This window comes from Hymenobacter sp. (assembly GCF_036387835.1).
In the GTDB taxonomy this organism is placed as follows: Bacteria; Bacteroidota; Bacteroidia; order Cytophagales; family Hymenobacteraceae; genus Hymenobacter.
In genome coordinates, this window is record NZ_DASVSY010000036.1 from 13,473 (window position 1) to 33,596 (window position 20,124).

Sequence of the window (20,124 nt, forward strand, 5' to 3'; positions counted from 1 at the left end):
TCTCAACCAAAATTTCCAGCCCATGGCTACTCCCGACCTCAGCAAACTACAGCAAATTCTGGCCAGCGCCGAAGATAATGAAGCGGTGCTCAACCAGATTCGCAAAAATATGACCAAAGTAACCGAATTGATTACGGAAATCAGCACAATGCTGGAGCCCGGCTATACGGTTGAGAAAAAAGAGCGTAAGCCCCGCGCTGTAAGCAGCACTGGTAAGCGTCCAGGCCGCCCAAAGAAAGAAGCCGCTTCTGCTGATTAGTTGTTATTAATAAAGTAAAAAGCCGCCCGCAATTATTTGCGGGCGGCTTTTTACTTTATTATCTAATAGGAAGCCAACTAAACAAGCCAATAAATCAAAGCAAGTTTGTTTTAACTCTCTGCCAGCCTCTATTCCCTAGTGGGCAATATTACAAGCCATATTTACTGATTAGATAAATAAGTGACGCCATACTTGCCCCGCCTAGCTCTAGCTCGCGGCGGTTCACTTTATCGAAAGTATCGGCGGCGGTGTGGTGAATGTCGAAATAGCGCTGGTCGTCGCAATTATAGCCGATGAGGGCTTTCACCTGGTCTTTTAAGGGGCTGATGTCGGTTCCGCCGTGGCCGGGGGCAAATTCATTGCTTTTGTAGGGTACGAATAGTGGTTCCCACTGCTGCATCTTCTTTATAGTAGCGGGGTCCGCCTCAATGCTGAAGCCACGGGGGGTGAAGCCGCCCCCATCCGATTCCATTGCAATTACGTGCTGCTCTTTGGCTGCTTTAGCCAGCTCGGCATATTTGCTGCCCCCGCGCGCGCCGTTCTCCTCGTTCATGAACAGCACTGCCCGAAGCGTGCGCTCAGGGCGCAAACCGGTGGCCTTAAGTAGCCGGAGTACTTCCATGCTTTGTACGCAGCCGGTGCCATCGTCGTGGGCGCCCTGGGCCAGGTCCCACGAATCGAGGTGGCCACCAACAGTAATGATTTCGGCGGGGTATTTCGAGCCTTTGATTTCGCCTACTACATTGTAGCTTTTCACGTCGGGCAACGTCTGGCAGGCCATTTCCAACTCCACCATCAGGTTAGAATCCACTTTGAGGAGTTGGCTGAGCTGGTCGGCGCCGTTGGTGCTGAGGGCGGCGGCTGGCACCTTGGCCACGTTGTCTTCGTAGCGCATGGTGCCGGTGTGGGGCTGGTCGTCGTGGGCCAGGCTGAGGCTGCGGACCAAGGCGCCCACGGCCCCACGCTTGGCGGCTTCGGAGGCCCCGATGCGGCGCTGGTCTCCGGCTTCGCCGTAGGCGCGGCCGGTTTCCACGTAGGTGGGGTTCATGGGGCGGTTGAAGAACACGAACTTCCCTTTCACCTTCTCGGCGGGCAGGGCGGCCAATTCGGCCATGCTGTGTACTTCCACTACTTGCGCCTTGAGCTTACCGCCCGTTCCCACGGACCCACCGAGCGCGCAGACATCAAGGCTGACACCTTTGCCTTTCGCGGGTTTTATTTCTGCTTTTTCCTTGGCGCCACGCACCCAATGCGGCACCATTACCTCTTGCAGGTACACCCGGTCGAGGCCGAGCTTTTCCATGGCCACTTTGCCCCATTGTACCGCCTGTTCGGCCTGCGGCGAGCCGCTTAGGCGCCCTCCTACTTTGGTACACAGTTCACGCAGGTTGTCGTAGCTCTGGCCCCGCAGCAGGGCTTCATCGTAGATTTTACGGATAGCCAGCGAATCGATTTTGGTAGTGGTTTGCGCCGCAGCTGGCGCGGTGGCAGCCAGGGCAAACGCACCAGCCAACAAGAAGCGAGGAAAGGAAATCAACATGAAAAGAGTGAAGTTGAAAACAGAGCAACAATTGAATAGCAACTGCCAGCAGCGCTAAAGTAGCAGGAAGAACAGGCAAGTTGCAGCAACACCTACGGATTAGCGGATGGCGGTTGCCACCCCGTAGCGCCGCGCCACGGCCGTAGCGGCCTGCGTAGAATCGCGCGGAATCTTCACTTCCAGCAGGTAATCGTACTCGTTGTCGCCGATGGTGGGCACTGGCCGAGCGGCGTTAAAGGCTTCGGCGGTTTCGAGGATGGTGTTGGAATGCCCCACAACCAGCACCGTTTGGCCGGCATAGTTACGGCGGATGCGGCTGGCCAGCGCGGGCAACTGTTTGGGGTCGTAGTCTTGAATGGGGAGCTTGAGGGCCTGCGCCAGCAACTCAGCGGTGGCGCGGGTGCGGCTGGTAGCCGTGCTGAAAATGGCCGCCAAGGGCTTCCGCCGGAGCAGCGAATCGCGCAGGGCCACGGCGCGCTGCTGGCCCGCGGGCGTTAAGAGTGGGTCGGGCAGGTTGGGCGTGAGGTCTTTCTCGGCATGACGCACCACATAAACGGTGGTTGGCTGTTTGGTTGAGACAGTTGAGCTAGTACACTGCGTAGTGAGGACCAGCAAAGGCCAAAGCAATACGTGTAGAAAGGTAAGATGGGTCATGGCTTCTGGCAGGAAAAGAGAAGTGAAAGAATAGAGAGGACGAGGCGTAAGCGAAACTTGAGTATCGCTATTGCAGCGCCAGAATCTGTTTCAGCTCGGCATCACTCACGGTCAGCAAGCCAACTTTGGGTAGCCGCTGGGTGAGCGTGCGCCAGTTGGGGTCTTGCTTGAAGATAGGCTGGAGCATTTTGAGGGCGGCCGGCACTTGCTGCTTGTTGGCGAGGCTGATGGCGTGCCAGTACTTCATTTCCAGGTTGTCGGGGAAGAGCTTTTCGGCGGCCTGGTACTCGCGAATGGCGCCGGGCACGTCGTTCTTTTCCACGGCCAGGTCGCCGGCATTCATGTGCTCGTAGGCGCGGTGCAGGCGCAGTAGGCGGGCCAGCTCTTTGAGCGGTTCGGCACAGTCGTCGACGCGCAGGTTGATAAGCTGGTCGTCCCAAGGGGCGTCGGTGGCTTTGCCCCGCACCACGAGCAGCGCGCCAGATTGCCGGCCCCGAATGTCGCCGCCGGCAGCCTGGGCGGCTTCCAGGGTGGCTACTACCCGTTCGGCGAAAGGCAGTTTGGCATTCTGCTCGTAGGCTTTGGCCATGGCGGCGGGCACAGTGTTGTTGAGCATCATGTTGGCCTGCACCGAAAACTGGTCGCCTTGCTGTTGCCCGGCCATGTCGATGCATTTTTTGCCGGTGTGCGTCGCCACATGGCCTTGCGCATCGAGGATGGCTACTTGGCGTACGTCGCGGCCTTCGTCGGTGCGCAGCAGCTCATCGAGGGCTTGCTGGGCAGTTTTGCCACTCTTCAGCAAAGCCAGCCCGCGCATCCCAAACGACTTGTTGGTAAACGACTGCGTAGCTACCACGCCCACGCCGGCTTCGCCCCAACTCACCGAGGTTCCCACGGAAAACCAGTGGCTTTGGACCGCCACGGCCATATCGCCGGTTTGCGGGTCGCGGGCCACGATGGAGAAGGTGTGCGCCAGTGGATCGGTAGTGCGGTACACCTGAGCCACGCCTTGGCGCGAAACGCCGGGCAGCAGGATCATCAAAAGAAAAAGCAGTAGTAGCGGTTTGCGGTTCATAGAGAGCTTGGTAAGAAAAGTGCTTCAAGATACACGCTGGCAGCCTTTGCGCGTAGGCGTTGGTTGCAACGCGAAGCCGGCGCGGCGCGCTGCAACTGCCTGGTGTCGTTGAATAGCACAGTGCCAGTCGTCCCACAATGTCGTTGTAACAGCACGGGCTAGTCGTCCCACCATAGGCGAAGCCCCGGCTTCGCGCCACAACCTTTGAGCGCCTAACACAAGCCCCAAAGCCAACAAAGCTTGTGCTACATTCTTTACCTTACCGCTTCTACCCTATTCTATGCCTGATTCTCAACCTATCATCCGGGTCCGGGGCCTGAGCAAGCACTACGGGGCGCATGCTGTAGTGCAGGAGGTGTCGTTTGACTTGCAACCCGGCGAGACGTTGGTGTTGCTGGGGCCAAGCGGCTGCGGCAAAACCACGCTGCTCAAAACCCTGAATCGACTTGTGGAACCCGACGCCGGCACGGTGGAAGTTCAGGGCCAGGATGTGCGGGCGCAACGCCCCGAAGAGTTGCGGCGCGGCATCGGCTACGTTATTCAGCAAGTGGGGCTGCTGCCGCACCTCACGGTAGCCGAGAACGTGGCCGTGGTGCCGAAGCTGCTGGGCCACCCCGCCCCGCAAGTAGCGGCCCGCACCGAGGCGTTGCTGACGCGCCTGCACCTGCCCCCGGCCCGCTACGCCAATCAGTACCCGCGGCAGCTTTCGGGCGGGCAGCAGCAGCGCGTGGGTTTGGCCCGCGCCCTGGCCGCCGATCCGCCCATCGTGCTGCTCGACGAGCCCTTCGGCGCCCTCGACCCCATCACCCGCGCCGGCATCCGGCGGGAGTTTCGGGAGCTGGATGAGCTGCGCCTGAAAACCGTGGTGCTCGTCACCCACGATGTCACCGAAGCCTTCGAGCTAGCCGACCGAATTATGCTGCTCGACGCCGGCCGCGTACAGCAGTTAGGCACGCCGCGGGAGCTGCTGTTTCAACCCGCCAACGACTTTGTCCGGCGCTTTTTCGAAGCCGAGCGCCTGACGCTGCAACTGCGCACCTTGCGGCTCGATGACTTGCTCAAGGACTTAGTTGATCTACCGGATAGCAATACTATAAATCATTCACAATCAGGCCAAAGAAACATATCATCTGATGCTACAGTTCAAGAAGCATTAGAGCTACTTAGCAGCCCGGCAGCCACCCGCCAACCAATGGTTACGCAGGCAGTGGCCGCTACTGCCAGCCCTACTTCAACGGGCGCTACGGCTCCTCTAAATCATCCTTCTAACACGACTACTTCTGCGCCAGTGCTATGGGTTCAGCCTGCGGCAAACGGCGTTGTCGGGCCCATCAGCCCGGCGGCAGGCAGCGTCAAGTCTGCGTCCGAAAACAACCTGATTCCGGTTACGCTGCCGGCACTGATGGCAGCATTCGGACAAGCAGTTCAACGCCTCCAACGCCCATGAATACGCTGCAAGAACTTCTCGCCTTCTGGCAATTGCAAGCCGGTAAACTGGGCCAGCAAACCGTGCAGCACATCGGCCTAACCGCTGCTTCTTTGTTGCTCGGGGTGGCAGTGGGCGTACCGCTGGGCTTGCTGCTCACGCGTCGGCCCCGACTGGCGCCCGTGGTGCTCGGCGTGGCCGGGGTGCTGCAAACTATTCCGAGCATCGCGCTGCTGGGCTTCCTGATTCCGGCCATGGGCATCGGGCCGGTGCCCGCCATTTTCGCCTTGTTTCTGTACGCGCTGCTGCCCATTGTGCGCAACACCGTAACGGGCATTCGGGGGGTGGATGCGGGCGTGGTGGAAGCGGCCCGCGGCTTAGGCTTTACTGATGGGCAGCTGCTACGGCGCGTGGAGCTGCCGCTGGCGCTGCCGGTGCTGCTGGCGGGTATCCGTACGGCGGCCGTTATCAATGTGGGCGTGGCTACGCTGGCGGCCTACGTGGCGGCGGGCGGCCTTGGCGAGTTCATCTTTGGGGGGATTGCCCTCAACAACCCGGTTATGATTCTGGCCGGGGCTATTCCGGCGGCGGCCTTGGCTTTGGTATTTGATGCGGCTTTGGGTGGGGTGCAACGGCTAGCGGGCCGCAAGCGGCGTAGCGTAGGTATTGGGGTGCTGCTGGCCTTGCCCCTGTTGGCCACGCTCTACCTGCTGCCACGGGCCACCGGCCGCCTCCAGGCGGGCTTTAGCCCCGAGTTTGTGGGGCGGGCCGACGGGCTGCCGGGTCTCACGCGCACCTACGGTTTGCGCCGCCTGCCTAGCGTAGTGCTGGCGCCTGCCCTGGTGTATGAGGCGGCCCGCAACGCTAACGTGGACGTCATCGACGGCTATTCCACCGACGGCCGGATTAAAGCCTACAACCTGCAAGTTTTGCACGACGACCGGCGCGTATTTCCGCCCTACTACGCGGCGCCCGTGGTGCGGGCCGGCCTGCTCAGCGCGCACCCCGAGCTGCGGACGGTGTTTGGGAAGCTGGCAGGGCAGCTTTCCGATTCGGTGATGACCGAGCTCAACTACCACGTCGATTATCTGCACGAAGACCCTCGGGCCGTGGCGCTAGCTTATTTGCGCCGCCGGGGCTTATGGCGCGCACCTCGGCCCCTGGCGGCCGGGGCGGCCACTGTGAAGCTAGGTTCGAAGATTTTCGCGGAGCAGTATATTCTGGCCGAGATGTACGCCAGCCTTGTCCGTGGCTACACTAACCTTGATGTGCAAACCAAAACCGGCCTGGGCGGCACTACTATTTGTTTTGAAGCCCTGCGGAGCGGCGCCATCGATATGTATCCGGAATACACTGGCACCGGGTTGCTGGTGCTGCTGCAGCCCCCACCCGCCGTGGTCGATTCGTTGGGGGGTAATGCGGGGGCCGTGCTGCGCTACGTGCGCACCGGGTTTCAGCGCCGTTATGGGCTGGAGTGGCTGGCACCGTTGGGCTTCAACAACACGTATGCCCTGCTGATGCGGCGCCAACAAGCTTCGCAGCTAGGCATTGCCTCTATTTCCGACTTAGGAGTGTATTTGCGGCAGTAACTGGGTTATTGGTTTATTGTTTTTGGTTGTTGGTTTGCTTAAACCGCTCGAACTAGCAGCCAAAAACAACAAACCAAAAACTAACAGCCAGAAGCATCTTCATCTTCTTTTCACATCGGCTATAAGAACATTGTTTCCTAAACCTGATTCCCTATGCACGTTCTGATTGTAGAAGACGAGAAAGGCCTGCACGACGAAGTGCGGCAATTTTTGCTTGAGTCGCAGTACCTCGTCGATTCGGCCCACACCTACGCGGAGGCCTCCGAGAAAATCTTTGTCAACAGCTACGATTTCGTGCTCCTCGACCTGGGGTTGCCCGGGGGCGACGGCCTCGATCTGCTGCGCGAAGCTCGCCAGAACGACCGGCAGGAAGCCTCGTTCATTATTCTAACTGCCCGCGGCGCCCTCGACGACCGAATCAAAGGCCTCGACCTCGGGGCCGATGATTACCTGCCCAAGCCGTTTTCGCTGCTGGAGCTGCAAAGCCGGATGCAGGCCATCACGCGCCGCAAGTTTGGTTTGAAACGCCAGGAAATCACCTTCGGGTCGGGGTTTCAGATGGACGTGCCGGGACGGGTGCTACGCCAGGGTGAGTTGGAAGTACCCCTTACCAAAAAGGAATTCGATTTGCTGCACTACCTCGTCCTCCATAAAAACCGCGTCCTCACCCGCCTACAGCTAGGTGAGCACCTGTGGGGCAACGTACTCGAAGACGATTCCGACTCCAATTACATCGACGTACACATTAAAAATATCCGCAAGAAACTCAGCGTCTTCGCCCCCACCGACTTCCTGGAAACCGTGCGCGGCATCGGCTATCGGGTCACGGAAGCCAATTAAATTCATGAATCAAGAATTAAAAACAGATGGCTAATAGGCTAATAGTTTCTGCTTACGTTTTCCAGCCTGAGGCAACTCCTTTAAAGAAATAAGCCCTCTGCATAAGCTTAACTCACTGATTTTTAATTCTTAATCCATAATTTTTTAATTGACTTCATGCGCTTAGAAGCTAAGCTTGCCCTTTTCAATGCACTGTCGAAGGTGTTGCTGGTGCTGCTGGGCGTGGCGCTGATTCCGGCTATTGTAAGCCGGGTGGCCGTGTCGCACACCGACCAGCGCCTGCACGAAAAGAAGCGGGAGGTACTCAACCTGATTCGGCGGGACGGGCTGACGGCTTTTGTGCGGCAAGAGCAGAACGAAGCCTATGCCGACTACAACATTCTCAAACAGGAGTATATCAGTTTAACCCCGGAACGCGGAACGCGTCTGCCGGCCCCGCAAGAGCATATTTTCAACGAGCAGCGGCAGGTAGACGACGAAGTAGAGGATTTTCGCATTCTGAGCTACAGGTTCACCGCTAATAAGCGGCCATACCGGCTGGAAATCGGCTCGTCGTTGGCTACCGTGGAGTTGCTGGAAGACACCTTGCGGCGCCTGGCGCTGTGGGTGCTCGTGATTGGAGCGGCCATTACGGTAGTGACTGACGCTGCCTTTGCGCGGTTTCTGTTGCAGCCGCTGGGTAAGCTTGTTTCAAGCAAACTGCGCAATGTGCACCACCCTTCGGCCTTTTCTTTCGAGCCTATCTCCACTTCCACCACCGATTTTCGCCAGCTCGATGACAGCCTCAACGAGATGATGCACCAGATGCAATCGGCTTTCGAGAAAGAGCGGGAGTTTATGAGCAATGTCTCGCACGAGCTGCTTACGCCAGTGAGCATCCTGCAAACCCGCTTCGAGAACATGCTCCAGGACCCGGAACTAGGGCACGCCCATTCCCTGAAGCTGGTTGAGTCGCAGAAAACACTGTATCGGCTGCGCAACACGGTGAAAACTCTGCTGCTGATTGCCAACATCGAAAACGACCAATACCTGCGGGAAGAATCGGTGAGCCTGGCCGCTGTGGTAGCCGACGCCACCAACGAGCTAGAGGACCGGCTGGCGCAGCGGGAACTACACTTACGGGTACAGTTAAAGCCCGATTATGTGCTGCCGCGCGCCAACCAGACGTTGCTTTTCACTTTGATCTTCAACCTGCTCAGCAACGCCATCAAGTACAACCGCTGGGGCGGCAGCATCACCGTAACCGGTAAGATGCAGGCAAACGGCGCCTACTGCCTAACCGTAGCCGATACCGGCCCCGGTATCGCGCCCGAAAATCTGCCCCACCTCTTCGACCGGTTTCGGCGCTTTCATGCCAGCGGGCCCGCCTCGCCCGAAGGCTTCGGCCTGGGCTTACCCATTGCTCAAACTATTGCCACGTTTCACGCGGCTACCCTTGCTGCCACCTCTGAGGTAGGCAAAGGCAGCACGTTCACGCTGGAATTTCAACCCCAAACAACGCTAGCACCTTCCAGCAAAACGGTTGCGCAAGGGCGCGAAAGTTCATAAAAAGCTTCAATCAAGCACCAGGAGTTAGGTCCTCATGCAGTCTTCACGGTACGGAAGCTAGCTTGGGATACGTACTACCGGTCCCACTCATGAAAACCTTTTCTTCTAACCTCCGCGCGCCGCTTCTGGCAATCGTGATGCTGTTGTCACTGCTGCTAATGCTACTGTTCTTGCCTGATCCGCTTCGCTTAACAAAACCGCACGCCCTCGTGCACACTGCCCGCCCAATAGTGCGCCATGCTCCCACTCCCGTGCTACGGCACGTGCGCGACGTAGCCCACCGGCCGCCGCATCCGTAACAGCTGCTTCTCAATAAAAAGCCCACCTGAACAACCGCTTCAGGTGGGCTTTTTTGTGCTTGCATCAACTTAAGCCAAGTATTTCCGGTGCAAAAACCCCAGGCTTTTAGAAGCCCGTGGCTGTTCCCGGCGCTTGCCTTTTACCCTAACCCTTCGGCCGATTCGCCGCAGCCGGGCGTCGCACTTCCTACCAGAGGGGCCGGGGCGGCTTCGGCTGTTACTGGCTGCGTGTTGAGTTGCCAGTTGGTGTTCATGAGCTTTAGGGCGTGGAGGGATGTAAGGTCGTACTGGCAGGGCACGATGGAAATGTAGTTGTTGGCCAAAGCCCACTCATCGGTGTCGGTGCCTTGGTCGAGGTTGACGAACTCGCCGATCAGCCAGAAGTACGGGCGTTTGTAAGGGTCGTGGCGGAGGTCAAATTCTTCCTGCCACTTTGCGTTGGCTTGGCGGCAGAGGCGCACACCGGCAATGGGCGTGGCCGAGTTTTTGGGGATGTTGACGTTCAAAGCGGTGCCAGGCGGAACGCCATTTTGTAGCGCTTGGCGCGCTATCAGTTCTATCCATTCGCCGGTGTGGGAGAAGTCGGCATCGTGCCCGTACTCGCAGAGCGAGAAGCCGATAGCTGGCAACCCTTCAATAGCTGCTTCAATAGCCGCCGACATGGTACCCGAGTACAACACGTTCACCGAAGAGTTGGAACCGTGGTTGATGCCCGACACCACCAAGTCGGGCTTGCGGTCCTTTAGCACGTGCTGCTTAGCTAGCTTCACGCAGTCGGCGGGGGTGCCGCTGCACTCGTAGGCTTCGAGGCCCTCGAAGATGGTACTGGCATCAAGGCGCAGGGGGTGGCCAATGGTGATGGCGTGCCCCATGCCCGACTGCGGCGAGTTGGGGGCTACCACTACCACTTCGCCAATGCGCCGCATCACGCGCACCAGCATGGCAATGCCTGGTGCCGTAATACCATCGTCGTTGGAAATCAGAATCAGGGGTTTGAGGGATTCAGCAGACACGAGCAGCGGGGGTTAAAAACAACAAAAAAGCGAAAATCAGTGAAATGGAACGCCGCCAGTACAACAGCCCGGCGCCGTAAAAGTACGAGAGGCGGACAGAGGTGGTGAAGTTGGGGAGAAGTGGTGCCTCAACTTTTTTTAAGCGCAGTACCCCTATCATTACCCGACTTGCCTTGCTCAACGCCAAGCAGACATTCGCAACGACAGGGGTACTACGAAGCCCTCCGGGCAATTTGGGGCACCGCGCCGCCACTACCGCGCCACTTGCGCCAGCCGAACAGCAAACCCACTCAGCTACTAAATCACTCCTTCACCAAACGCCAGAGGCATTAGGCGCGTAAGCATCGGCATTGCAACCTAAAGCTCCGCCTCATGTTTTGTCTTCGACTTTTGTGGTGGCCCGCTGGCGCGGTGCTGCTGGCCCTGCAACTCGGCGCTTGCGGCTCTCCAGATACTAGTGGCGCCTCCAGCGGCGACGTGCCTTTCGCGGCTGATTCCCGAGCCAGTGACCCCAATACCGCCGCCGACCGCCTGGCCGCCAACCCCAACGTGCCCGACTCGCTGCACCTGCTCAGTCCGGGCCGGGCCGGGCGTTTACGCCTGAACATGACCGAGAAAGAGCTGCTCCGGCGGGTGCCCGCGGCGCAACTCAAACGCACCACCTACCAGGATCAAGGCCAGACTTACCCTGCCTACGAAATGCTGGATGCGCAGAAGCCCGATGCTCCCGCCACCGTCCTGCACCTGCGCCCCGACTCCACGGGCACCAGCCGCCTGCGTCGCATCCGCATCTACGACCCGCAGTACCGCACCGGCGAAGGTATCGGGGTTGGCTCGCCCTTCGGCGCGGCCAGCCAGAACCTAGGCTTGACGCGGGTGCGCAACACGCCAGCGGGCTTTGCGGGCGTATCGGGGCTGGTGAATATGGCCTGGGTTATCGACCCTAACTCGCTGCCCAACAAGCACCCCGATGAAATGAAACCGTCCGATATTCCGCAAGCGGCGCGCATAACCGGGGTGTTGCTTTATCAGTAAGTGGAAACATAGTGGAATAGCATTAGAAGAGAAATAGTGTACTTTGGCCGTGCCAGACTCCCTTCTGTGGAGTCTGCATGGTGCCACTCCGTACCGGCTCTGCCGCTTTTCTCTTCTATGGCTTTATTCAATAATCACTACCGCACCCACGACTTTGGCTTGCTGCTGCTGCGCGTGGGAATAGGCATCATGTTCACCATTCACGGCTACCCAAAGCTGATTGGCGGGCCGGAAAAGTGGACTGAACTAGGCGGGGTGATGAAGCTAATGGGGTTGAACTTTGCGCCCGCCGTGTGGGGCTTTCTGGCCGCCGCAGCCGAAGCCGTAGGTGGCCAGCTGATAGCATTGGGCTTGTTTTTTCGGATAGCCTGCGGCTTGCTGGTGACTACCATGCTCGTTGCTACTTTCGTGCACCTGAGCAGCGGCGAGGGCTTTAACGCCTACTCGCACGCCCTCGAATCGGCGTTTCTGTTCCTGGGCTTAGCCTTCACCGGCCCCGGCCGCTACAGCGTCGACCAACTCCTGTTCCCGGCCCGCCGCCGCCGATACTAATTTTTGGTTTCTGGTTTTTAGTTGTGTGGCGCTGGCCGTTCGGTGTCGTTGAGCACAAGCAAGCAGCATCACACAACTGAAGGCTAAAAACGAAAACAAGCAACCTAAAACCAAAATAGACATGCCTCTCTTGCAAAGTTGGCGCTGGTACGGCCCCAACGACCCAGTTAGCCTCTCCGACATTCGGCAAGCTGGCGCCACCGACGTAGTGACGGCCCTGCACCACATTCCGAACGGCCAGGTGTGGCCAGTAGTTGAAATCCAGCGGCGCCAGGCCGAAGTAGCAGCGGCGGGCCTGACGTGGAGCGTGGTAGAGAGCGTGCCGGTGCACGAGCAAATCAAAACCCGCACCGGCGACTACGCCCGCCATATCAAGAACTACCAGAAGTCGTTGCGAAATCTGGCGGCCTGTGGCATTTACACCGTCACCTACAACTTCATGCCGGTGCTGGACTGGACCCGTACCGATCTGGCCTATGAAGTGGAAGATGGCTCCAAGGCCTTACGGTTCGAGAAAGCTGCTTTCGTGGCCTTCGATACGCTGCAACTCCAGCGCCGCAATGCCGCGCAGGACTACACGCCGCAGGAGCTGGCGCAAGCCGAAGCCCGCTTTGCTGGTATGAGCGACGCCGATAAGCACTTGCTGCAACGCAACATCATTGCGGGCTTACCGGGCAGTGAGGAAAGCTTCACGCTGGCGCAATTTCAGCTGGCGCTGGATGCTTACGATGGCATTGATGCCGCCAAGCTGCGCGAACACCTGATCTTGTTTCTGCAGGAAATTGTGCCGGTAGCCGAAGAAGTAGGCATCAACCTGGCCATTCACCCCGACGACCCGCCTTACCCTATTTTGGGGTTGCCGCGCGTGGTGAGTACCGCCGCCGACGTACAGGCCTTGGCCGACGCCGTGCCGTCGCGCCACAACGGCTTGTGCTTCTGCACCGGCTCCTTCGGCGTGCGCCCCGACAACGACCTAGCCGCCATGGTGCGCCAGTTTGCCGACCGGATTCACTTCATCCACCTGCGCAGCACCCAGCGTGACGCCGACGGCAATTTCTACGAAGCCAACCACCTGGAAGGCGACGTCGACATGTACGCCGTAATGCGTGAGCTGGTGCAGGTGATGCAGCAGCGCCAGGTGCGCCTGCCCATGCGCCCCGACCACGGCCACCAGATGCTCGACGACCTACACAAAAAAACCAACCCCGGCTATTCCGCCATCGGCCGCCTGCGCGGCCTGGCCGAACTGCGCGGCCTGGAAATGGGTATTACCCGCGGGTTGAACCAGTAAAGCGGCAGTGGCTAGTTGGGAGAGGTAGCGCGGAAGCCACAGGATTTCCGCGCTACCTCTCTCAACTGTTGATGCACTCTGGTAAGGAGGCGGTGGTGCCACGACGTGAAAAAGTCGTGGCACCACCCGCGGGAAATGCTAGTTTCGGGGCTTGAACCTTGCTCCAACTTATGCTTTCCTTCCTGCTGACCACGCTGCTACTTGCTTCTGCGCCCCAAGACGACTGGCGCACGCCCTTCGAGAAGGGCAATGGCAACACCACCGCTACCTACGCCGAGTGTATTGCTTACTACAAAAAGCTGGATGCCGCGTATCCCGAAATTCAACTGCGCGAGGTAGGCCCAACCGACAGCGGGCAGCCCCTGCACGAAGTGGTACTAGCCCTGGACGGTAAGTTTGAACCCACTAGCCCGCAAGGCCGCACGCGGCCGGTGGTGCTGATTCAGAACGGTATCCATCCTGGCGAGCCGGAAGGCATAGACGCCAGCATGGCTCTAGTGCGCGACTACGTGCAGAAAAAAGAGCTGCGGCGCCAGTTAGAGAACATGACGCTGGTCCTCATCCCGATATATAATGTGGATGGGGCTTTGAACCGCAACTCCACCACCCGCACCAACCAAAATGGCCCCGAAAGCTACGGCTTCCGCGGCAACGCCCGCAACCTCGACCTCAACCGGGACTACGTGAAGCAGGACTCACGCAACGCCCGCTCGTTTGCCGAGCTTTTCCGGCGCTGGCAACCCGAGGTGTTCGTAGACACCCACACCTCCAACGGGGCCGACTATCAGTACACCATGACGCTGATTGCCACGCAGAAAGATAAACTGGCTCCTGCCCTTAGTGAGTACCTGACGCAACGCCTGCTGCCCGCCCTCAATACCGGCATGGACAAGCGCAAGTCGCCGCTCACGCCCTACGTCGACTTCGAGGGCCAGACGCCCGATGCCCGCGGCTTGGTTGGCTTTCTGGAAACCCCGCGCTACTCCACTGGCTACACCACGCTTTTTAACACCATCGGCTTCGTGACGGAAACGCACATGCTAAAGGCCTATGCGCCCCGCGTGCAAGCCACCTACGACTTTCTGGATGTGCTGCTGCGCTTCGTGCACACCGATGCGGCGGCCCTGACCCAAGCTCGTGCACAGGCCGGGCAGGCGCTTGGCACGCAAACCAGCTTCCCATTGGCCTGGAAACTGGATACCACAGTGGCGGACAAGCTCAGCTTCCGGGGCTACACCGGCAAAACGAAGCCAAGCGAAGTAAGCGGCCAGCCCCGGCTCTACTACGACCGCAAAGCGTCGTTCACCCGCCAACTCAGCTACTACAACACCTTCTGGCCCACCCTCACGGTTGCGCGCCCGCAGGCCTATCTGATTCCGCAGGCCTGGGCCGAAGTGCTCGACCGGCTGCGGGCAGCGGGCGTCCCGTTGCAGCGCCTCACCCACGATACCACCCTCACGGCCGAGGTGTACTATATCGAAGACTACAAAACCACCCCCCGCCCCTATGAGGGACACTACCTGCACAGCGCCGTGACGGTACGCACCACCCAGCAGCCTCTGCCCTACCACAAAGGGGATTATGTAGCCCGCCTCGACAACAGCACCGCCCGCTTCCTTGTTGAAACGCTAGAGCCGCAAGCCACCGACTCTTTCTTCGCGTGGGGCTTTTTCGACAGCATTCTGCAGCAGAAAGAGCACTTTTCCGACTACGTGTTCGAGGATGTGGCTGCCGACCTACTGCGCCGCGACCCGACGTTGCGGGCGCAGTTAGACAAGCAAAAGCAGCAAGACCCCACGCTGGCCAAAAGCGGCGCGGCGCAGCTGGAATGGGTGTACCGGCACTCCAAGTACTACGAACCCACTCATCTTCGCTACCCTATTGCCCGCTGGCAAGGCGGAGCGCTGACGGCAGAGTAAGGCCTTCAAAACACTGATTATAGCAACCGTACAGCTTGTTGCGGCTGAGTACGCCACTGCATGTGGGCAGGCAGCTGATGGCCGCTTGCAACCTAAGCTAACGCCACTAATTCATAAAATGGGAAGTATTCTATCAACCAATGCTTTATAGGCAGGATAAGTTATGGCATGTATCTATTTCACATGCTTTTATTAATAGACGAAAAACAGTTATATAAATACATAAATCATGTACTACCCCCTTCTGTGATGCACTATCAGATCTATATTACGTTTGTAGAGAATTTTATTATTCAGATAGTCATATCCTGGCTGTCGTGGCAATCACTGGAGCAACCCACTTTAAAACTTAAAAATTACTTTGACTATCAGACCAGCAAAGCACCTGTAACAGTAGCCGTTGAATAAGTTGATGCTGCAACTAATTTCTATAGCTTCGCGCCATGCCTGTTCTCGAACTCGATAATCTTTCTAAAGTTTACGGCAATACTACGGCCCTGCGCAACCTTACCCTGAACGTGGAGCCCGGTAGTGTGTACGGACTCCTGGGGCCCAACGGCAGCGGCAAAACCACCACGCTCGGCATTGCCCTCGGCGTACTGCGGGCTTCGGGCGGTACGGTGCGCTGGTTTGGGCAGCAGCCATCAGCCAGCAACCGCCGCCGCGTGGGGGCTCTGCTCGAAACGCCCAATTTCTTTCCCTACCTCTCGGCCCGCCAAAACCTGGAGCTAGCCGCCGACGTGAAACGCGCCGACCCGAGCACTGTCAGCCGCGCCCTCGACCTGACGGGCTTGGGCACTCGCCAGCACGATGCCTTTAAGAGCTTTTCGTTGGGTATGAAGCAACGCCTGGCGCTGGCCTCTACCCTGCTCGGCAACCCGGAAGTGCTGGTGCTCGATGAGCCCACCAACGGCCTCGACCCGCAGGGCATAGCTGAAGTGCGCGACTTAGTGACGCGCTTAGCCGCCGAGGGCAAAACCATCATCATTGCCAGCCACCTGCTCGATGAAATTGAGAAGGTGTGCACCCACGTCGCCGTGCTTCAGCGTGGCGACTTACGCGCCGCCGGCCCCGTGCACAGCATCCTCGCCACCGCCGACCGGGTGGTGCTACGCCCCGCCCCCGACACTGCTGCCATCTTGCAGCAAGCGCTGGCCACGCTGCCCTGGGTGTCGGATGTGCGGCCAGAAGCAGCCGGTGTCTTTAGTGCCGCGTTGGCCCCCGGCCACGACTCCGCCGACCTCAACCGGGCCTTGTTTGCGCAAGGCATTGCTCTGGCCGGACTGGAAGTACGTCACCGCAGCCTAGAAGCCCAATTCCTGGAACTAACCAAGTAAATTATTGAAGGGTTGCGTTGTTAGATGGCTAGTCGTTCAGACAACCGACTTCCAGAACAACCAGCCATTCAACAAGGCAACCCTTCAACAAGTACCCTTATGCTCCGCGCTGAACTTCGCAAAATCCTGCCTTATCGTACCGTCTGGATTATTTTGCTGCTGTTTCTGGTGCTGCTGGCGCTGTTTGTGTCGGCGGGCGGCAGCGTGGTGCTGAATGGGCAGGCGGTGGGCGCTACCCTGTACACGTTTCCGGGGCTATGGCAGAAACTGACGTATGTGGCCAGCTATTTCAATTTGCTACTAGGCATTTTGCTGATTATCCTGATTACCGATGAGTTTCAGTTTCGCACGTTCCGCCAGCAAGTTATTGATGGTGCCTCGGTAGCCGAGCTACTGCAAAGCAAGTTGGTGGTGTCGGGGTTGTTGGCGGTTTTCGGCGTGCTGACGGTACTGGCGCTCGGCTTCTACTTCGGCCTGACGCGAGCCGCTGACACAGCCAACCAAGCTACGACTGGCATCACGAACGTGGCGCTATACGGCGTACAGGTGCTCGGAATGTTGTCGTTGGCGGCGTTGCTGGCCGTGCTGGTGCGCCGTAGCGGCCCTAGCATCCTGCTGTTTCTGCTTTACGCTTGGGTGGCCGAGCCACTGCTGCGCTTTTCCCTACCCGACACGCTCGACCGTTACCTGCCTGCCAAAGTGTTTAACAGCCTCACCCCTATGCCCGGCCAGGAAGTTCTTGACACCATGACGGGGCCGTCGGCGGCGCTGCTTCCCATTGAAGCTTTACCGTTAGCGCTTGTGTATACCGCGCTATTCTGGGGACTAAGCTACCTGGTGCTGCGCAGCCGGGATTTATAATTTCGTGCTGTCACCACCCCGCATAACAATCATATCCTTAAGTTATTACATAGTGCATGAAGTTATTACATAGTGCATGGCTAAGCTTCTTATGGCTCGTACGAATAGAGTGAAGAGTAGCTAAAATCTAGCTAAACCCTAATGATTACATGCCGGTAGTTTACGGACCTAAAATATTAATAAATATCTATTATAACTATTCAGCTGTTACCTCATCTTTAATACAATTACAACTTCCTTTGTGAAGCCTCGCGAACTGTGGGCGTAGCCTTAATCTTCAAGATTGAGGCTTAAACGCATAACTATGCCGTTCCACCGTCTGCATCCGTACGCGATGCAAGCCGCTTCTTCACTTTTCTACCACCAAACCCCGTTGCGATGAAACAAGACTTTTCCACGAATTTCTGTTCATGCTCTCTTATTTTTCACTATCACAAGGTTCTACTTTCTCTAACGTTGCTGCTGCTAAGTTTCTCAGGAGCACTTCAGGCGCAAGTTAAGATCATGCCTTTCGGCGACTCGGTTACGCAGGGAGCCGCACAACACAACAGTTATCGCCGCCCCCTCTGGATTAAGTTACAAAACGGCGGTTATTATGTTGATTTCGTGGGCAGTCAATCCAGTAATTATGGAGGCCCGCCACAAAATACAGATTTCGACCTCACGCACGAAGGCCATTGGGGCTGGCGCGCCGACGAATTGCTTCAGTCAGTAAACGGCTGGGCTTCCACCTATCATCCCGACATCGTGCTATTGCATGTGGGCACGAACGATATACTGCAAGGGCAGAGCGTAGGCAGCACAGTGGGCGAAATTAGCCAGATAATAGACCAGCTGCGGGCAATTAATCCTAATGTGAAGCTGTTACTGGCCAAACTCATTTCCACGACCAGAAGCGAGAACAATACCATTAGCGCGTTGAGTGATGCCTTGGTCGGATTGGCCGGGCAGAAGAACACCACGCAATCGAGTGTGACTATTGTAGATCAGAACGCCAATTTCAACGCGCAAGCCGACACTTACGATGGCGTGCATCCCAACGAAAACGGGGAAGAGAAGATGGCAAGCGCATGGTACCAGGCTCTTCAGCCCTTGCTAAACACCACCGCGCCAGTAACCTTGTTGCCAGCCGTAAACCCGTCGAATATCACGGCCGGTTTGAACTACCAGTACTACGAAGGCATGTGGAGAGAATTACCTGATTTCAACGCCTTGGCGCCAGAAAAGGAGGGCTCTGCCTCTTCACCCACGCTAGCTCCCCGCAACCGCGACGAGCACTTTGCAATCCGCCATACGGGCTACATTGAGGTGCCCGCTGATGGTCAATACACCTTCTACACTTCCTCCGACGATGGTTCGCAGCTCTTCATCGGCTCGAATCTAGTGGTTGATAACAATGGCTTGCACGGCCTGCAAGAACGCGCGGGCACTATAGGCTTGCAGCGCGGCAAGCACGCCCTGACTGTCACCTTTTTCGAGAGCACAGGCAACCAAGAATTTGAGGTCAGCTATGAGGGCCCAGGCATCAGCAAAACAACTATTCCTGCTGCGGCCCTGTACCGGGAGAATACCGCCAGCAACCCCACGGCAGGCTTCTACCGCGCCATCAACCTGAACGGACCGGCGCTGACGCTGGATGGCAATGCTTGGGAAAACGGCACGGCGGCTAACTTCTCGTACTCGGGCTACACGCACGAAAACCAAACGGTAGGGCTGAACCCAGGTACCGACGCTGACCGGGCGAATATGCTACGCTCTATAATCTGGGGAGGCAATGTCTCGCTTACGTTAAGTGCGGTGCCCTCCGGCAGCTATGATGTGTACCTGTACGTGTGGGAAGACAATCACCCCGAAACCTTCAGCGTTGAGCTAGAGAACACAAGGGTTCTAACTAATCATTACAGCGGCGACGCAGGTACATGGCATAAACTAGGCCCGTGGCGGACCACCATTACGGACGGGGCGCTTAACCTGGAGGCGCACGGTGGGGCGGCCAACCTCTCGGGACTGGAAGTATGGCGAGTTGACGCCGACAACAGTTCCCGAGCAGCACAAACCCCCAACGGCACCGACAAGCTTGCCGTTCACCCTAACCCTGGCGCTACGCAGGTGTTCTTGACCACCGAGGCCAATGACTGGAGCCAAGCCGTAGTACGCGACAATTACGGTGAAGTGCGCCTGAGCCAGAAACGCAAATCCGTTGATACGGGCTTGGATATTTCAGCCTTGCCCAACGGCGTGTACGTGGTGGAAGTAACTTCTCCCAGCGGCCAACTGTTGCGGAGCAGACTGCTGGTAGAGCATTAAGCCAGCAAAAGCAATGCAGGCTTTCGGCGAGAATTCACTTAATCAATAATCAGAAAGCTGCGTAGGCTCTCCTACAGCCATACCAACCAGCTATTTCTTGTCTGATGAGCAACGAGAGCAGCTTGCAACGCTTTGTTGAAGCCCAGGAAACGTCGTACTCTACTGCCTTGTCAGAGGTTAAGCAGGGAAGAAAACGGAGTCATTGGATGTGGTATATCTTTCCGCAGCTGCAAGGGCTGGGGATGAGTTCCACTTCCCACTACTATGGGCTCAGAGGTGCCGCAGAAGCCGAGCAGTATGCTAAGCACCCGGTGCTAGGACCGCGGCTACTCACCCTCTGTGAGGCCTTGCTACAACTCAAGGGCTCGGATGCCACTACCATCATGGGCAGCCCCGACGATATGAAGTTGAAGTCGTCCATGACGTTGTTTGCCTCCTTGCCTGCTGCCGATCCGGTATTCCAGCGGGTGCTAGACAAATTTTATCAGGGCACTCAAGACCCGAATACGCTACGCTTGCTTGGCCGGCAGCTCTAAGCTCTTGCCTTAGCAACAACAAGTGTATACTTGCTTTAATCTC

General features: G+C 57.8%; 18 protein-coding genes. 14 read left to right on the forward strand and 4 right to left on the reverse strand.

Annotated elements, in window-relative coordinates:
* The first annotated feature begins 22 nt into the window (after positions 1-22).
* Positions 23-259: a hypothetical protein gene (locus VF639_RS06790; protein WP_331145137.1), complete on the forward strand. Its 237-nt coding sequence runs from the start codon at positions 23-25 to the stop codon at positions 257-259.
* Positions 260-407: 148 nt separating this feature from the next.
* Here VF639_RS06790 and VF639_RS06795 read toward each other — a convergent pair whose 3' ends face one another.
* From VF639_RS06795 to VF639_RS06805, 3 genes are all read right to left on the reverse strand, one after another.
* Positions 408-1,799, reverse strand: coding sequence for a M20/M25/M40 family metallo-hydrolase (locus tag VF639_RS06795; RefSeq protein ID WP_331145138.1), 1,392 nt, complete (start codon positions 1,797-1,799; stop codon positions 408-410).
* Positions 1,800-1,898: 99 nt separating this feature from the next.
* On the reverse strand, positions 1,899-2,453 hold the full coding sequence (locus tag VF639_RS06800; RefSeq protein WP_331145139.1) for a histidine phosphatase family protein: 555 nt from the start codon (positions 2,451-2,453) through the stop codon (positions 1,899-1,901).
* Between the two features lie 67 nt (positions 2,454-2,520).
* Positions 2,521-3,528: a DUF1028 domain-containing protein gene (locus VF639_RS06805; protein WP_414654675.1), complete on the reverse strand. Its 1,008-nt coding sequence runs from the start codon at positions 3,526-3,528 to the stop codon at positions 2,521-2,523.
* A gap of 280 nt (positions 3,529-3,808) precedes the next feature.
* Between VF639_RS06805 and VF639_RS06810 the strand changes: the two genes are divergently transcribed.
* From VF639_RS06810 to VF639_RS06830, 5 genes are all read left to right on the forward strand, one after another.
* Complete coding sequence (locus VF639_RS06810) at positions 3,809-4,975, forward strand: ABC transporter ATP-binding protein (RefSeq protein WP_331145140.1); 1,167 nt, start codon at positions 3,809-3,811, stop codon at positions 4,973-4,975.
* Entirely contained in the window at positions 4,972-6,543 is a 1,572-nt protein-coding gene (locus VF639_RS06815; protein ID WP_331145141.1) for an ABC transporter permease/substrate-binding protein, read from the forward strand. Before VF639_RS06810 ends, VF639_RS06815 begins: the two co-directional genes overlap by 4 nt.
* A gap of 153 nt (positions 6,544-6,696) precedes the next feature.
* Positions 6,697-7,383, forward strand: coding sequence for a response regulator transcription factor (locus tag VF639_RS06820; RefSeq protein ID WP_331145142.1), 687 nt, complete (start codon positions 6,697-6,699; stop codon positions 7,381-7,383).
* 156 nt (positions 7,384-7,539) lie between these two features.
* Positions 7,540-8,931, forward strand: coding sequence for a sensor histidine kinase (locus VF639_RS06825; protein WP_331145143.1), 1,392 nt, complete (start codon positions 7,540-7,542; stop codon positions 8,929-8,931).
* An 89-nt stretch (positions 8,932-9,020) separates the two neighbouring features.
* The gene (locus VF639_RS06830; RefSeq protein ID WP_331145144.1) at positions 9,021-9,230 is read left to right on the forward strand and encodes a hypothetical protein; all 210 of its coding nucleotides are present in this window, start codon (positions 9,021-9,023) and stop codon (positions 9,228-9,230) included.
* A gap of 140 nt (positions 9,231-9,370) precedes the next feature.
* Here VF639_RS06830 and surE read toward each other — a convergent pair whose 3' ends face one another.
* Positions 9,371-10,243: a 5'/3'-nucleotidase SurE gene (gene surE, locus VF639_RS06835; protein ID WP_414654676.1), complete on the reverse strand. Its 873-nt coding sequence runs from the start codon at positions 10,241-10,243 to the stop codon at positions 9,371-9,373.
* 372 nt (positions 10,244-10,615) lie between these two features.
* Between surE and VF639_RS06840 the strand changes: the two genes are divergently transcribed.
* The 8 genes from VF639_RS06840 to VF639_RS06875 all read left to right on the forward strand — a co-directional run bounded on the left by VF639_RS06840 (position 10,616) and on the right by VF639_RS06875 (position 20,081).
* Positions 10,616-11,278: a hypothetical protein gene (locus VF639_RS06840; RefSeq protein ID WP_331145145.1), complete on the forward strand. Its 663-nt coding sequence runs from the start codon at positions 10,616-10,618 to the stop codon at positions 11,276-11,278.
* Positions 11,279-11,395: 117 nt separating this feature from the next.
* Positions 11,396-11,830 (forward strand): DoxX family protein, encoded by a 435-nt coding sequence (locus VF639_RS06845; protein ID WP_331145146.1) that lies wholly within the window; start codon positions 11,396-11,398, stop codon positions 11,828-11,830.
* A gap of 121 nt (positions 11,831-11,951) precedes the next feature.
* Entirely contained in the window at positions 11,952-13,121 is a 1,170-nt protein-coding gene (gene uxuA, locus VF639_RS06850; protein WP_331145147.1) for a mannonate dehydratase, read from the forward strand.
* Between the two features lie 170 nt (positions 13,122-13,291).
* Positions 13,292-15,040 (forward strand): M14 family metallopeptidase, encoded by a 1,749-nt coding sequence (locus tag VF639_RS06855; RefSeq protein ID WP_331145148.1) that lies wholly within the window; start codon positions 13,292-13,294, stop codon positions 15,038-15,040.
* Between the two features lie 443 nt (positions 15,041-15,483).
* Positions 15,484-16,377, forward strand: coding sequence for an ABC transporter ATP-binding protein (locus tag VF639_RS06860; RefSeq protein ID WP_331145149.1), 894 nt, complete (start codon positions 15,484-15,486; stop codon positions 16,375-16,377).
* Positions 16,378-16,476: 99 nt separating this feature from the next.
* Entirely contained in the window at positions 16,477-17,238 is a 762-nt protein-coding gene (locus VF639_RS06865) for an ABC transporter permease (protein WP_331145150.1), read from the forward strand.
* 504 nt (positions 17,239-17,742) lie between these two features.
* Positions 17,743-19,545 (forward strand): GDSL-type esterase/lipase family protein, encoded by a 1,803-nt coding sequence (locus VF639_RS06870; protein ID WP_331145151.1) that lies wholly within the window; start codon positions 17,743-17,745, stop codon positions 19,543-19,545.
* Between the two features lie 104 nt (positions 19,546-19,649).
* Positions 19,650-20,081, forward strand: a complete 432-nt coding sequence (locus VF639_RS06875; RefSeq protein ID WP_331145152.1) for a DUF1810 domain-containing protein — start codon at positions 19,650-19,652, stop codon at positions 20,079-20,081.
* The last annotated feature ends 43 nt before the right edge of the window (positions 20,082-20,124 follow it).

Coding starts and splice junctions, on each gene's coding strand:
- VF639_RS06805 (WP_414654675.1), bottom strand. CDS start 3,528: ATGAACCGCAAACCGCTACTACTGCTTTTTCTTTTGATGATCCTGCTG.
- VF639_RS06800 (WP_331145139.1), bottom strand. CDS start 2,453: ATGACCCATCTTACCTTTCTACACGTATTGCTTTGGCCTTTGCTGGTC.
- VF639_RS06870 (WP_331145151.1), top strand. CDS start 17,743: ATGCCTTTCGGCGACTCGGTTACGCAGGGAGCCGCACAACACAACAGT.
- uxuA (WP_331145147.1), top strand. CDS start 11,952: ATGCCTCTCTTGCAAAGTTGGCGCTGGTACGGCCCCAACGACCCAGTT.
- VF639_RS06810 (WP_331145140.1), top strand. CDS start 3,809: ATGCCTGATTCTCAACCTATCATCCGGGTCCGGGGCCTGAGCAAGCAC.
- VF639_RS06790 (WP_331145137.1), top strand. CDS start 23: ATGGCTACTCCCGACCTCAGCAAACTACAGCAAATTCTGGCCAGCGCC.
- VF639_RS06815 (WP_331145141.1), top strand. CDS start 4,972: ATGAATACGCTGCAAGAACTTCTCGCCTTCTGGCAATTGCAAGCCGGT.
- VF639_RS06795 (WP_331145138.1), bottom strand. CDS start 1,799: ATGTTGATTTCCTTTCCTCGCTTCTTGTTGGCTGGTGCGTTTGCCCTG.
- VF639_RS06820 (WP_331145142.1), top strand. CDS start 6,697: ATGCACGTTCTGATTGTAGAAGACGAGAAAGGCCTGCACGACGAAGTG.
- VF639_RS06860 (WP_331145149.1), top strand. CDS start 15,484: ATGCCTGTTCTCGAACTCGATAATCTTTCTAAAGTTTACGGCAATACT.
- VF639_RS06825 (WP_331145143.1), top strand. CDS start 7,540: ATGCGCTTAGAAGCTAAGCTTGCCCTTTTCAATGCACTGTCGAAGGTG.
- VF639_RS06845 (WP_331145146.1), top strand. CDS start 11,396: ATGGCTTTATTCAATAATCACTACCGCACCCACGACTTTGGCTTGCTG.
- VF639_RS06865 (WP_331145150.1), top strand. CDS start 16,477: ATGCTCCGCGCTGAACTTCGCAAAATCCTGCCTTATCGTACCGTCTGG.
- VF639_RS06855 (WP_331145148.1), top strand. CDS start 13,292: ATGCTTTCCTTCCTGCTGACCACGCTGCTACTTGCTTCTGCGCCCCAA.
- VF639_RS06830 (WP_331145144.1), top strand. CDS start 9,021: ATGAAAACCTTTTCTTCTAACCTCCGCGCGCCGCTTCTGGCAATCGTG.
- VF639_RS06875 (WP_331145152.1), top strand. CDS start 19,650: ATGAGCAACGAGAGCAGCTTGCAACGCTTTGTTGAAGCCCAGGAAACG.
- VF639_RS06840 (WP_331145145.1), top strand. CDS start 10,616: ATGTTTTGTCTTCGACTTTTGTGGTGGCCCGCTGGCGCGGTGCTGCTG.